The organism is Verrucomicrobium sp. BvORR034, assembly GCF_000739635.1.
Classification (GTDB): Bacteria; Verrucomicrobiota; Verrucomicrobiia; order Verrucomicrobiales; family Verrucomicrobiaceae; genus Verrucomicrobium.
In genome coordinates, this window is sequence record NZ_BATQ01000032.1 from 18,818 (window position 1) to 33,161 (window position 14,344).

Annotated in this window: 10 protein-coding genes and 1 pseudogene; 6 read left to right on the forward strand and 5 right to left on the reverse strand. The window is 62.3% G+C overall.

Going from position 1 to position 14,344, the window contains the following annotated elements:
* Positions 1-2: 2 nt before the first annotated feature.
* Entirely contained in the window at positions 3-1,301 is a 1,299-nt protein-coding gene (locus BV034_RS05565; RefSeq protein WP_050024966.1) for an EF-Tu/IF-2/RF-3 family GTPase, read from the forward strand.
* A 242-nt stretch (positions 1,302-1,543) separates the two neighbouring features.
* Complete coding sequence (locus BV034_RS35695) at positions 1,544-1,720, forward strand: hypothetical protein (RefSeq protein WP_265592664.1); 177 nt, start codon at positions 1,544-1,546, stop codon at positions 1,718-1,720.
* A 64-nt stretch (positions 1,721-1,784) separates the two neighbouring features.
* Here the strand turns inward: BV034_RS35695 and BV034_RS05570 are convergent, their stop codons facing one another.
* From BV034_RS05570 to BV034_RS35700, 5 genes and pseudogenes are all read right to left on the reverse strand, one after another.
* Entirely contained in the window at positions 1,785-2,966 is a 1,182-nt protein-coding gene (locus BV034_RS05570) for a COR domain-containing protein (protein WP_050024968.1), read from the reverse strand.
* Positions 2,951-3,538 carry a COR domain-containing protein gene (locus BV034_RS05575; RefSeq protein WP_081887594.1) on the reverse strand — a complete coding sequence of 196 codons (588 nt, stop codon included), beginning with the start codon at positions 3,536-3,538 and terminating at the stop codon, positions 2,951-2,953. The genes BV034_RS05570 and BV034_RS05575 overlap by 16 nt, the downstream gene beginning before the upstream one ends.
* Entirely contained in the window at positions 3,471-4,832 is a 1,362-nt protein-coding gene (locus tag BV034_RS34475; protein ID WP_343123283.1) for a hypothetical protein, read from the reverse strand. Before BV034_RS34475 ends, BV034_RS05575 begins: the two co-directional genes overlap by 68 nt.
* Before the next feature lie 78 nt (positions 4,833-4,910).
* Positions 4,911-4,997 (reverse strand): annotated as a pseudogene (locus BV034_RS36790) (hypothetical protein); the annotation flags it as partial.
* Between the two features lie 18 nt (positions 4,998-5,015).
* Positions 5,016-5,237: a hypothetical protein gene (locus BV034_RS35700; protein ID WP_265592665.1), complete on the reverse strand. Its 222-nt coding sequence runs from the start codon at positions 5,235-5,237 to the stop codon at positions 5,016-5,018.
* 375 nt (positions 5,238-5,612) lie between these two features.
* On the opposite strand from BV034_RS35700, the gene BV034_RS05585 reads away from it, so the two are divergent.
* The 4 genes from BV034_RS05585 (at position 5,613) to BV034_RS05600 (ending at position 14,302) form a co-directional block, all read left to right on the forward strand.
* Positions 5,613-6,290 (forward strand): hypothetical protein, encoded by a 678-nt coding sequence (locus BV034_RS05585; RefSeq protein WP_265592666.1) that lies wholly within the window; start codon positions 5,613-5,615, stop codon positions 6,288-6,290.
* Entirely contained in the window at positions 6,290-6,826 is a 537-nt protein-coding gene (locus BV034_RS05590; protein WP_050024973.1) for a hypothetical protein, read from the forward strand. Before BV034_RS05585 ends, BV034_RS05590 begins: the two co-directional genes overlap by 1 nt.
* 1,329 nt (positions 6,827-8,155) lie before the next feature.
* Positions 8,156-13,729 carry a fibronectin type III domain-containing protein gene (locus BV034_RS34140; protein ID WP_265592667.1) on the forward strand — a complete coding sequence of 1,858 codons (5,574 nt, stop codon included), beginning with the start codon at positions 8,156-8,158 and terminating at the stop codon, positions 13,727-13,729.
* 63 nt (positions 13,730-13,792) lie between these two features.
* A complete protein-coding gene (locus BV034_RS05600; RefSeq protein WP_050024975.1) occupies positions 13,793-14,302 on the forward strand; it encodes a hypothetical protein in 510 nt (169 codons plus the stop codon).
* The last annotated feature ends 42 nt before the right edge of the window (positions 14,303-14,344 follow it).

Below are 14,344 nucleotides of genomic sequence, written 5' to 3' on the forward strand. Positions count from 1 at the left end.
CCATGGAAAAACAAGTCGTTAATAAGGCCGCCAGGAAACAGGCGGGCCCCACCGCCCGGAATGCCTGCATCAACCACGGCAAGACCACGCTCTCCGCTGCGATCGTGAGGGTGCTTTCACAGCATGACGAGGTCTTGACCAAGAAGTATGATGAAATCGACGCTGCTCCTGAACCAGGAGAACCTCACATCACCATGAGCGATGCCCATGAAGTGAGTGCTGCCGGCGAGCGTTGCGTCGTCTATGTCGTCCACCCTGAGCCCGCCGACTATGAGGAGCACAGGATGACCAGCCTCGGCAGGAGAGGCCAAGGAGATTCCGATGATGATGGACTCACTGATGCCTGCCTCGCGCGAGCAAAGGAGTATGATGAAATCGACGCTGCTCCGGGAGAAGGGGAGCAGGGCGTCATCCAGGGCGATGCCTGCGTGGTGTATGATATCGATGTGTGTTGCGTCGTCTATGCTGTTCACCCTGAGCCTGCCGACTATGAGGAAAACAGAATGACCAGCCTCGGCTGGAGGGAGGAGGGCGCTGTTTGTGATGGTGGCAGTCTCTGGCACCTGTTCCGGGAGTTCGCCCGGCGCGTTGTTGGCATCGGCAAGAGAGGCCAAGGAGACACAGATGGCGATGGTCTGCCTGATACGGCCCGAAGGGAGTGTGGACTCCTCGCGGAGGCTGTTGCTTGCGTCACCATGTCCCGGGCCGTCCCAGGTGTGGCAGAACGCAACGCGGAGGACTTAAAGGTCATGGACCCGGTGGACAGCTTGATGGCTCTTTCAGAGCGCCTCATGGATCCTGACATCCTGATGCCCGCGGAAGACGCGATCGCGATCGCAGATCGTGGAGCTGTTGGCCACGGCCGTGTCGAGCGCGGGATCCTCAAGGAGATGCCCTCCGTCCGAACCGTGTCCCCCAGCACCACCGTTACGGACATTGAAATGTTCCGCAAGCTTCTCGACGAAGGCCGCGTGGGTGACAACGTGGGCCTCCTCCTCCGTGGTGTGAAAAAGATCGACGTGAGGCGAGGCCAGGCGGTCGTCAAGACCGGCGCAGGAAGGCCCCGGGGCAAGGTCAAAGGCGGCGGTGGTCGCCGCACCCGCTCCAAATGCCAGCAAGAACAGGCGGAGCTGTCGATCCTCGAGTTGGCGGCACGGAATGGCTGCGGCATGGTGCGTGTCGTCAACTCCCCGACGGACCTCCAAACGGAGCGACAGAAGCCTCCTTTCCTGGCAAGCGTCGCACGGACAGGCAGCCTGGCACCTTCTTTGAAGGTCCCTGCGATCGACCTGGTCTGCTGATGCGTTCTGCAGGTTGACACGCGCCGGTGGCGGCAGGCCATCAGTGAGTGACAACTCGAACCTCACGCGATCACTGCGTCAGACGTGAACACTCAATGCCCGCTGGCCCATGACAAGGCCAGCGGGCATTTTGTTCCGCTTGGTGCCGGAAATAATTTGCCTGAAAAATGGCTTCCAGGCCGGTGCCGGCACAGAAAATAAGGGGGGCAGCAGCTTGGGTGCATTGGGTGTAAAACACCCTCATGAAACTAAAGCACCTGCATTCAGTGTTGTACTTTGTCATGGCAGTCTCTCATGTGGGCGACATCATTCTTGCCGTGAGTTACCTGGGGTTGTCTGTTATTTGTTTGTGTGAGATTCACCACGACGGTGCCAATCGTGATGAATCGAACGAGGTGAACGCTCACGAGGAGGATTAACAGGGGCGGTGGAAACGAGTGAACGTGCGCCGCCGGAAGCCGAGGTGGGGCTTGGGGACTGCGGTCAGGATTTTGAAGCGCGGCGGTTCAGGAAATCGAGAAAGAGCATCCAACCGACAAGGAATGCCATCACAATGTTGAACGATGGCGAGAAGTCTGCCACCCATTTGAGGCCTCCCAGCATGCCCTGGCCTTCGTACTTCGCATCCAGGTGGAAGCCGAGTGCATTGCCGATACTGAGAATGGAGAGGCCAGTGACCGCCAACCTTCGGTGAAAGAGTTGCGGATCCCACTTCATAAAAATGAGCGTGAGGACCGCGAATACTGCGATGGCGTAGCGCAGCCATTGCCATGGCGTGTACCAGGCAGTGAGGATCAGAGCGGTGCCACCGGCGGCCAGGATGACCGACCAGAGCCACCAGGGCATCCCCACAGGGGCGGGGTTCGTGGAGCTTGCTTCCTCCGCTGGGTCAGGGGCAGGAGCAGGTGAAGTTGAGGTTGCCGGGGGGCGGGCATGGTCAGCATGGCGCTCTTCACGATGCCGCTCCCACTCTCCCAAGTCCTGGCGCCGACGGGCAGGAGCGATGCCGTTGAGCAACTGGGACAGGGGCACGTCGCCGACGTCCTCGATGTAGACTTCGGTCTTGCCGTCGCGCTCCATTTGAAGGAGTTTGCGGTAGGGCTCCCTCTTGCCGGGGTTTCCGGGTACGGGCACGAACTCCTGGGCGCCGAGTTTTTCCGAGAACCCTTCGTGGATGGAGTCGAGCACCTCACGGATCACCTCCAGAAAGCTGCGGAGGCTGGCTTCAGGCCCCATCACCTGGATCTCCAGCACGTGGTCCTCAAGGTCGGCTTTGACGCGGGCCTGGCAACCTTCCCTCTCCAGGATGGCGCCGTAGCGCCACGCAGAGTTGGGCTTGATATGGCGGTGCATGGCGACGATGAACCGGCTCACGACGGCCTGGGGCAGCACGGTGTACTTGTAGATGAAGGCGAGGGAGTTCGACCATTGTCCCCGGTAGCCCTCCTCCTTCTGCAGGAGGTCGGGAATCAACATGCCGGGTTCCTTGTGCCCGGGAGCCTCAAATTCGAAGCCGAGCTGGAACCGCTTCATCATCTCCCAGATAAAAGACTCATGCTGTACGTACTTGTAGCCGTCAACCTTCTTGAGGACCTCCACGAAGTACGGGTACTCCAGCAGTCCGTGCCGTTGATTGAGCGGATGGTCATTCAGCAGCCGGTACACCGCAGCGGTGTGACCCAGCCAGGATCCAGCACATGCGTATCCTTCATCAGGGCATGATCGCCAAAGTGGAGCACCAACCCAAGGTCATGCAGGAAGTGGAGGAGAAACTTGCGGTCCTCCTCCGCCACCTCACAGGTGCCACAAGCTCGCTCGAACTGTGCTTCCGTGAGGACATCGCGCTTGTCGTGCTCCAGCTTCGTTTTAAGGTTCAGCCATTCGGGGCGGAACGGGGTGTCCACATGGGCTACATTCTCCGCGACGGTGCGTCCGATGAGGGTGCGCAGTTCATCTAGGCCCTGCCGCTTGTCCTCGCGGGTGGTCTTGTCTTCGAAGCAGGATACCAGCCTGGCGTAGTGTTTGACCTGGGGGTACTTTTCCTTAAGCCCGTGCCAGTTGAGCTGCATGGGCTGCTGGTCGCACTTGTTGCAGACGATGATGACGGGCGAGTTGCCGCCGAAGCTCTGGATGAGCTTGAGCCAGTACTGTTCCTCGTTCGCATAGAGATCAAGGTACTGTAGGAGGGGGAGTTTGGTGAGGGTCTCGGGCAGGTGCTTGAGAGCGTTGCGGTACAATTTCAGATTCCGGAGCTTCTTCAAAATCGCCAATCCAGTCCGGCAGTCTTTTCAGCTCGTTGTTGTCGAGGTCGAGCGTCTCCAGGTTGACCAAGTTTCTTAACGATTCGGGCACCGTGTCGAAGTGGCTGTTGCGCAGGCTCAGATGCTCCAATCCGGTCAACTGGTTAAACCAAGGCGGCAGATCGCATCCACGCATGGAGGTGAATGCCAGGGATCGCAGCCTGGGGAGAGCTTTGATTGAAACGGGAAGCGTCCCTAGAGGATTTTGTGTTGCATCGAGTGACCGTAGTTTTCGGAGGTCGCCCATGCTATCCGGCAATTGACCGAGTTTATTGAAGCTGACATCCAGATCTCTGAGTTGGGGCAAATCAGACAGCCACGACGGTAGCGATGACAAACTGTTCCCAAACACAGAGAGCTCCCGAAGGTGCGATAGATGCCGGATCTCTGATGGCAGCTCATGCAGATTGTTGTTTTCAAGACGGAGGCTTGTAAGAAGGGGGAGCTCACCCAGCTCCTCTGGAACGGACCCCAATCTCAAGTCAGCATGGTTCAGGTGCTGTAGTTTTTTGAGCTGGCCAATTTTTGGGGACAATGAAACGGCACCGGCATTGGAGAGATCCAGCTGGCGAAGTTGATGGAGATCCCAAATCCAGGCTGGAAGTGAGCTGAGCCTGTTCATGGAGAGGTCGAGCTCTTGCAGTTGGGTGAACTCGCTCATCCATTTTGGCAGGGCTTTCAGGTCATTGTGCCCCAGGGAAAGGCGCTTCATTTTGACGAAGGCGGCGTATTCATCGGGGATCTCCTCCAGGTTGCATCCATATAGATCCAGCTCTTGAAGGTGACGACATTCAACGAGCCAGTCGGGGGGACGCAGCCGGTTGCAGTGCCTCAATTTCAATGACTGCAAGCGGGGTAGATGACAAAGCCAGCGTGGAAGATTTTGCAAACTGGGACTGCGAAGGCCCAGCTCTACCAAATGGGTGCATGTATCGATCCAATCTGGCGGCTTATGGTCGATCAAGTTGTTGGTTCCAATATGGAGCTTTGTGAACCGATCGAAATTCTGCAGCCATTCTGGAAACCTCAGGAAGCGATGGCTCGTGAGGTCGAGCTCTTCCAGTTGAGTGAACTGTTGCATCCACTGGGGAAGCTCCATGAGACGGTTGAAGCCTGCGTTGAGGCGCTTCAACCGGCCAGCCGAGCACACCCATTCCGGGATTCTCGGGAGGGAGTTGCGGCTGATGTCGAGAGACCGCAATTCTGGCAGGCCACCGACAAGCACTGGCATCTTGCCGAATCGGTTGTCAGCCAGGGACAGTGTATGGAGATGGGTCAGATTCTCCCGTTTGGCCACTGGATTGTACTCCAGATCAAGCTCTCTCAGGTGGGGGATGTCTCCCACCCAGCCTGATACATGCTCGATATGATTCCGCTTTAGTTTGAGTGACTCAAGCTGAGGAAGTTCTGAGAGTCATCTCGGCAGGGTGGACAACCGGTTGCCGCCGAGATTGAGCCAGCGCAGGTTTTTGCATTCAAGAAGCCATTCTGGGGTGTGGGGAAGATTGCAGTCGGATAGATCGATGGATTCAGCCTGATAAATGGGCTCCATGTCCCTTGGAAGATTATCAGGATCAACTTCGAATGGAGCGTTCGCGTTTGTGCTATCGGAAGGGATGAGGAATGCGCTGGACATGATGAAGGGGAGCGGGAAGGAGCAAGGGCTGGGCCAGTTTCTCCATGGGGCGTGGTAAATTAAGGTTGGATCTGCCGACGGCGTCGCTGCCCTGGGGAGCTCATCTGGTTTCAGATGGGTGGGCCCAGCTGACACGTGGTGCCGGATGTCACCGCTTCGGAATAGGAGGGGGCTGCCAACAGGGGAGCCGGCCTTGGGGCGGCGCGATGCTGCGAGCAGGGGCGCGATGGTTTCCAAGATCGGCGCAATCGATCCTGGTTCGCGAGGTCTTCGATGACTCTTTGGAGTGCCCACCCGTCGATGCGCATGAACCCTCCCAATCAAAGAGCTATTGGAACTGAGTTGTCAGAGTTGAACGGTCCTGAGACGCATGCGTTGGCTGCTCCCCTAGCGCAGCCTGGTGGGGAAGCGCCGGCCAAGGTGGGCCGGTTCGTCGCTTACTGGCGCAAGGTGGGTGGCGGCTCCCTGGTGATCAGCTTGCTCATCCACGCGGGGATCATCATCGCCGCTTACTTCATTGTGAAGAGCGTGATCATCGAGCCGAAGGTGGACTTCCTGCCGGGTGGAGGCTCGAAGTGGGGCAACGATGCGTCCCAAGAACTGAAGCAGAAGGTCAATAGCAAGAAGAACAACCTTCACAAGAAGGTGCCTCTGCAACGGCTGGTCAGCACCTCCATGAATGCTGCGATCGCCCTGCCGGACATGCCGTTGGAGGATCTGGACCTTCCAGACATGAGCAGCCTGTCGGGCGGGGGCGCGATGAGTGGGGGCGGCTTTGGCTCAGGTGGTTTCGGGGGAGGGTCGGGAGGCGGGGCTGGCATGGGTTCTATGAAAGGGGTCATGCTTCGCACGGTCTTTGGCAGTGTGGGGAAGGGGGAGGGCCTGGTGGGCACTTTCTATGACTTCAAGCGGGAGCAGAATGGCGAGGCTGTTGGCATTGATCGCGCCGCCTACGTGGAGATCATCCGGAACTTTGCCAAGGGGAACCGTTGGGAGCCTCCGCACAGCGGCAAGTATTTCGTCTCGGACACGAGCTGTATGCAAAGATCCTGATGTTCAAAGGCATCCCTGATGTCGAGGCGGGGAAGGCCTTTCAAGCCCCTGGCACGGGCCCGGGCAAGTGGCTGGTCCACTACACGGGGGAAGTGCAGGTGGCGACCCCGGGTTCTTACCGGCTGGTTGGGTGGGGGGACAACTGTTTGATCATCGGCATCAATGGCAAGGTGGTTTTGGACGCCTCTGACAAGGGGTACACCGGGGAGAAACGCGAGAGCCTTGGCCTCATCAATGTGCCCGGCAAACCCAGTGCAGCCGTCTTTGCGGGAGATTACTTCAAATTAGGCGTGGGCCAGCGCATCCGTGTGGATGTGCTCATCGGTGATGAGGGCGGCATCTTCTCTGCGGGCGCTCTTTTGCAGAAGGAGGGTTCGGAACTGGAACGAGGGGAGGGCGGCCTGCCTGACCTGCCGGCATTCATTGTGGCACCGCTGGACCGCGCGGATGAGGCGCTCTTCGACTTTGTCCCCGCCAAGAATCTCAAGGGTGGCCTCTTTCAAATGAAGAAGAGCCTGTTCGACAAGGGGATGTGATGGAGGGGCGGGTGAGGGGGAGGTCTTCAGGGGTGGGGGGAAATTCTAGTTTGACCACAGAGGCACAGAGAGCGCAGAGGGGTGGTGGGGTGGTGGAGTGGTGGAGTGGTGGAGTGGTGGAGGGCGCTGGGGTGTTTGTTTGCGCGTTCTTGCGGCGCACTGAGCCGACGGGAGGGGGTGATTAATTCGCTATTTTTTGGCTGGGGATGGGGGTGAGTGGGGCGGTTGGCGCTGGCCCGGAGTTGCTCAGGGGCCTGGACGCGAGGTGACCGGGGGTGCCCTATCTTATATAGGAAACAATTCAGGACGGGTGCGTTTGTGTCGGTGGCGTTACATTTGGCGGCGGAGGTTCTCCAATTTGCATGTTAGGGATGAAAGGCATGAGGGAAGGGGGAGGGCGACTGGAGGGAGGTGGCAAGGGGGGTGGTGCACGGCGCTGTCATGTTCCAGATGCAAGAATGAGTGGATGTGGCAAAAATGGAATGAGGGTCGTCTGATCTGATGCGGACAGGGTTCCCAATCGTGAGAGAGCTGATGCTCATGTTTGAATGGATGAAAAATATACATGGGCAATTTCGCCAGATGGGCGGGGAAATCTGTGCGACAAAAAATTAAAGAGAACATCGAATAATGCATTGCAAGATGGTGAGAGGCGGACAAGGATTTGTGCCGTTAACTCATCCGGACGAGGAAACTGAGTCACTTGTCCGAGCCTGGAAGGAATGGCGCGGTGCCCGTACGAACGGCGGCTGCGCCCATTGAAGAAGACCATGAAGACGGACATTGTGGTTCTATGTAATTGCGTGTGCAGACGGGAGGATGCCCGGCGGGACGGCTTGCGCGGCAGGCGTGCCATGGGGTTCCCTGAAAGCACACGTTTGACCCGGGATTGCCGCGGGGTTGCCTGGATGAGAAAAGCAACTTATGGATAAACTTATTGCGCTTGACGAACTTATGAAGTGCATGTAGAGGGCCGGAGCAAGAGGCTGGCTGACCAACGGAGCGAAGTAGAAGGAATCGAAGGAGTCGAGAGCAGGAGATCGTCAGAGTCACACTTGAAGAGATGGACGACGCGTCGTCATGGAGCGCTGTGCTTCAGAGGCGCGCCGGGATGTCTGCGGATTTTTCACGCCAATCACCATGAAGTTTACAACCAAATGCTTCACGCACAGAGGTGGCTGCCCGAGTGGGGCGGCACCGCATGCCAGTCGTCTGCATGACGGGGAGGCCGTGGGCCACCCGGGATCAGCAGGGGAGGACGGGCTGCCTTGTCCCAGCAGCAGAAGTTCTGGTGCCAGCAGGAGAAGAGGCCGGGGCAGGGTGAGAAGGATGCTGCGCCCGCGGTCAACGACGTGGATGATGCTGACGACGGCGCTGGTGACTCTGGCGAGCCTGGCCTGGGGAGACGGGGCGAGGGCGCAGGCGGTTACGGGAAAGAACCTGGCGGCGGGCCTGTATCACACGGTGGTGGTCAGGGAGGACGGCACGGTCTGGGGCGTGGGCTCGGCAGAGGTGGGGCAGTTGGGCGTTTCCATGACGGGGAGTGCGGAGCTGCCGGTGCAGTCAGGGTCGCTCTCGAACGTCGTGTCTGTTGCAGCCGGGGCGGCGCATACTGCGGCGGTGCGGAGTGATGGCACGTTGTGGATGTACGGGCTCAACACCTTTGGCCAGTTGGGCCTGGGCTACTCGACGGTGAGCGTGTGGAATCCCACCCAGGTGGGGGCGCTCTCCGGGGTGACGGCGGATGCGGCGGCCGGGGATCTGTACACAGTGGTGCTCAAGACGGACGGGACGGTGTGGGGTTTTGGTGAGAACGGAACGGGGAACCTGGGGGACGGCACGACCACGGGGCGGCTCTCGCCAGTGCAGGCCACGGGTCTGACGGATGTGGTGGATGTGGCGGCGGGCAGCGGGCATTCCCTGGCGCTGAAGAGCGATGGCACGGTGTGGGCCTATGGGTCGAACTATGAAGGGCAGCTTGGCGATGGCTCCAACACGACGCGGCTGACCGCGGTGCAGGTGTCGGGGCTGACGGATGTGGTGTCGATCGCGGCGGCGGGGAGCCACTCGCTGGCGCTGAAGAGCGATGGCACGGTGTGGGCCTTTGGGGCGAATGGGCAGGGGCAACTTGGCGATGGGACGACGACATCACGCAATGCACCGGTACAGGTGACGGGCCTGACGGATGTGGTGGCGATTGCGGCCGGAGGCACGCATTCCCTGGCGCTGAAGAGCGATGGCACGGTGTGGGCTTTTGGAGCCAACAACTACGGGCAGCTGGGGGATGGCAGCCTGACGGCCAGCACGGTGCCGGTGGAGATGACGATCACGGATGTGGCGGCGATCGCGGCGGCGAGTGAACACTCGGTGATGATGAAGAACGACGGCACGCTGTGGGGGGTGGGCTACTCTGCGGGGGGCAAGCTGGGCGGGCTCTCGCCATCCCCCAGGACGCTGCCCATGCCGGTGAGCGGGGTGACGACGGTGGCGACGCTGAAGGCGGGGGGGGACAACACCGGGGTGGTGCGGGCCAACGGGGCGGTGCTGGGTTTTGGGTATAACAATTGCGGTCAACTCGGGAACGGGGTGGTGGTGCCGTCTTCCGTGCCGGTGCAGCCCACGGGGCTGAGCGCGGTGCAGGATGTGGCGGTGGGGTACAACCATACGGTGGTGGCCAAGACGGATGGTACGGTGTGGTCTTACGGGCTGAATTCCCTGGGGCAACTCGGGGTGACGGCGGGGGCGTCGCAGCTGACGCCGGTGCAGGTGACGGCCCTGAGCAATGCGAAGGCAGTGGCGGTGGGGTATGACCATTCCCTGGTGCTGAAGACGGATGGCACGGTGTGGGGTTTTGGCAGCAACAGCAATGGCGAGCTGGGGGATGGAACGTGGGTGTCATCCCGGGCCACGCCGCTGCAGGTGAGCGGGACGACGAACATCACGGCGGTGGCGGCTGGGCGGGACCACTCGGTGATGTTGAAGTCGGATGGCACGGTGTGGACCTTTGGCTCGAACACCTATGGCAGGCTGGGGGATGGGACGACGACGGGGCGGAATGTGCCGGTGCAGGCGACGGGGCTGACGGGCGTGGTGGCGGTGGCGGCGGGTGGGATGCACACGGTGGTGCTGAAGTCTGATGGCACGGTGTGGACCTTCGGTGGCAACATAAGTGGGCAGCTGGGGGACGGGACCACGACCAACCGGCTGACGGCAGTGCAGATGAGCGGGCTGACGAATGTGGTGGCGATCGCTGCAGGTGAGGACCACACGGTGGCGGTGCGGAGTGATGGCACGGTCTGGACGGCGGGCAAGAATGCGACGGGCCAGCTGGGCGACGGGACGGTGGCGAACCGGACGACGGCGGTGCAGGTGCCGGGGGTGACGCATGCGGTGGCGGTGGCGGCGGGCCGGGGGCACACGCTGGTGCTGCAGATAGATGGCACTCTCCTCTCCTGGGGTGCGGGGGAGCAGGGGCAGTTGCGTGAGTTTGGCGGGGGCGTGCCGGTGTCCCTGCCCATCAACTCACCTGCGCTGGGCTATCAGTTCGTGGAGCCTACGGCGACCATCGTGTCGCCACCCACGGCGACGATCGTGCCCCTGGGCACGGCCCAGACGATCACGGCCACGATCTCCTCGACCGCAGCGCCTGCCAGGGTGCACTTTTACCACCAGGGGGTCCTGCTGGGGTCTGATGACACGGCGCCGTACACGGTGGAGTTCACGCCCTGGACCTTTGGGGACTTTGAAATAACGGCGGTGGGTGAGGATGAGCTGGGGGCGCTCTCCCTGCCATCGGATCCGGTGGTGATCCGGGCGCCGTATGATCACGATGGCGATGACCTGCCGGACTGGTGGGAGCATGCGCACCACGGTACGCTGGCGCATGACCAGGCGGATGATGTGGACGGGGACGGGCTGACGGAGGCGGGCGAGTACTTCTACGAAACCTCGCCGGTGGACACGGACAGCAATGATGACTCCATCACGGACGGGCAGGCCTTTGCCACGGCGCACGGGCTGGTGGCGACGAGTGTGACGGTGACGGAGCGCCATGCGAATGCGGTGAAGCTCACGTGGCTGAGCGCGTGCACCTTTGAGACGAGCTTCAGCATTGAGAAGTCCCTGGATGGCGGCACCACCTGGGTGGCGGCGGGGAGTGCGCCGGCGAATGCGACGACCTACCTGGTGTCTGGCCTGCCGGAGAAGACGGCGCACCTGTTCCGCGTGGCGACGGTGAGCCTCTATGGCACGGGCCGGAGCGGCACGGTGGCGGCCAGCACGAAGCCCGCCAAGCCGGCCGCGCCTGCGCAGTTGACGCTGGTATCGGCCAATCCGGTGGAGGCGACGCTGTCCTGGCTGGACCAGGCGGGCAATGAAACGAGCTATGTGGTGGAGGGCAAGGAGGTGGGCGCGCCCGCCTTCCTGACCGGGGCCACCACGGGGAGCAATGCCACCACGGCCACGGTGGAGGATCTGGTGGGGGCCAGTGCCTACGTCTTCCGGGTTCGGGCTGTGAACACTGACGGGGTGGACACGGAGTACTCCGACTATTCCAGCGAGCTGACGCTGCCGAAGGTCCCCGCCGCCCCCACCTCCCTGGTGGTGGCTGCGACGCTGCCCTACCAGGCAACACTGGGCTGGGCCCTGCCGGTGGATGCGACCCGCACGGCGGTGCGGGTGCGGGGCTATGATGCGACCGGGGCGAACCAGCGTTTCCAGATCGATCTGGCCCCTGCGGCCCTGCAGTATGTGGACACGGGCCTGGTGCCCGCCACCACGTACCAGTACAAGGTGGCGACGGTGAACGAGCGGGGTGAGACGCAGACGGCCTTTGTGGGGGCGACCACGCAGGGGCTGCTGCCGGCGACGCCCACGGGCGTGACGGCGACGGCGCTGGCCGCACGCGCCATGCTGGTGAACTGGACGGACAACGCCAACAATGAGGTGAGCTACATCGTGGAGCGGTCCACGACCTCCGGCTTTGCCGTGGTGGTGGCGAGCCCGCTGCTGCCGGCCAACACCACGAGCTATGAGGACCGCGTGGGTCTGCAGGGGGCGACCACGTACTACTACCGGGTTAAGGCTGTCAACGAGTCCGGCAGCTCCGCCTACTCGTCCACTGCCACGGGTGTGACCTCGAACTACCCCACGGCCAACCATGCGCCGGATGCGCTGGGCGTGGTGCCGGATGAGCTGGCGCTCTACAGCACGAGTGCGCCGAGTTATGCGGTCTTCACCACCATCGGCACGGGGCAGTTCACGGAGGCGTTCCAGGATGGGGAATTCGTCGCCACCTCAGTGGGCACGGTCTTTCTCTGGCGCACCACGCCGGCCTCGCCCACGGGGGCGGCTCCGCTGAACCAGGTGGAGGTGTATCTCTACAATGGCAGCAGCTGGGTGTACCAGGGGGCGCTGACGCCTCCGGTCGGGGCGGGCACGACCTCAGGGTTCGGCACGAGCATTGTGGCTTCAGGAAACAAGGCCTTCATCGGCGCGCCGGGGGCGGTGAACGGGGGCAGCGGGGCCACGGGCCTGGTCTATGTGCTGGATTTCAACGGGCTGAGCATCACCTCCAGCGTCATCGCGGCTCCGGGTGGCGGGGCGGTGGGGGACCAGTTCGGCGCGTCGTTGTCGGTGGATGGCACCCGCCTGATCGTGGGCTCCCCGGGCAAGGACAAGCCCAACGGCGGCGGCTCGATCACGGATGCGGGCGCGGCGCACCTGTACAACTGGAACGGCAGTGCGTGGGCGCTGCACCGCACGGAGTACAGCCTGGGCGCGCAGACCGGGGGCAAGTATGGCTTCTCTGTCTCCCTCCGCGGGCGGAACTATGTGGTGGGTGCGCCGTATGAGGACGGGCTCTTCCAGGTGGGCAGCACGCTCTATGCGCTGGGGGACACGGGCTCGGTCTATCTGAGCCGGTGGAATGAGCCGGGACAGATCCTGGGCTTCCAGAACCTGTTTGCCCTCTATCCCGCGGTGCAGGCGAAGATCGCCGGCCTGGGCAGCTCGCTCTTTGGTTACTCGGTCTCCATCGACAGCGCGATGCGCATCGCGGTGGGGCGGCCGGCCTCGACCTGGACGGCGGGGGACAACATGAGTGCGTGGGACCGGGGCAATGTGATGCTGCTGCAGTGGAACGGGGAGCTGGACCAGGACTACATCTTTGCGATCGACACCATCACGGACGGTGCGCTCGCGGCGGGGGCCCGCTTTGGCGAGTATGTGGAGGAGGCGCAGGGCTATGAGCTGGCGGTCCGCACGGGTCTGCGTAATGCCACAAACCTGCCCGGGCACTACTACTCCTACCTGGGCATCACGGCGCGGCCGGGCCAGGTGATCGGCGGGGTGCCGGTGTCCCGCCGTGTGGGGGACATGGTGGGGCTGGATGAGGACTATGATCCGCTGACGTTCTCCATCCCGGGCACGAGCAACCCTCTGGCCACGCATTTTGAGATCGGCACCGGCGGGGTGCTGAAGGCGAAGAACACGCTCTCTGGCGTGACCAACGGGCTCTATGTGCTGGCGCTGGCGGTGAGCGATGACCGGGGCGGCTCTGTGGCGCGGGGCCTGGTGGTGGATGTGACGGGGGCCACGGCCTCCAATGACGCGGACCAGGACGGCATCGATGACACGTGGGAGCTGGCCCATGGGCTGAACCCTGCGGACGGGCTGGATTCGCTCTCTGACCTGGATGGGGACGGCTACACGGCGCTGGAGGAGTACCAGCGGGGCCTCTCCGGCCAGAGCTACGCGATCAACCCGGGATCCTGGGATCTGGATCCGAACGGCGACATCGACGGCGACTCGATCGCCAACAAGCTGGACGGCAATCCGCATGATCCCAGCGTGGGCCAGATGAACGTGCAGATCACCTCCCCTGGCAGCGGAGCGACGCTCTGACCGCCGCCTCCTTCACGAACCTCGTTCTTTCTTTCCTGAAACTCTCCCAACCGGACCTCCTCCATGAAACTGTTGTTCACAACTAGAACTCCCGGCGCGCTCCTCACCCTCAGCCTCCTCTGCGCCGCGGTCTGGGGGCTGGGCTCCTGCTCCAAGGAGGGGGCACCTCCGCCAGCTGCGAGCCAGGTGTCTGCGCCGGCACCGGTGAAGAAGAAGGTGTCCGCCGACGGGATCGAGATCATCGAGCACCCCGCCCTGCCGGAGACCAAGGATCTGCGCCCGCTGGCGGTGGCACCGGAGCCCCCGGCCAATCCAGCAGCGGCAGCGGCAGCGATGCCAGCGCAGCCGCTGACGGTGTCGGGTGAGGGCGGGCTGACGCTCTCCAAAGCACCGGGGGAAAACGGCAGCCTCCTGACGGTGGAGTCTGCGACGGAGCAGAAGCTGCAGAAGCAGCCGCCCGCGGAGGGGCCCCAGACGGCGCCGCTGCGGCTGGAGGCCCGGCACCAGGCCATGGCGGAGATGCTGCGCGTGCGCAAGGCCGCAGAAACCCCCGCCCCCGTCCCGGCCCGGTAAGACGAGGCTGACCCACCCTTTCACTCAGGTTTCATAGAACCC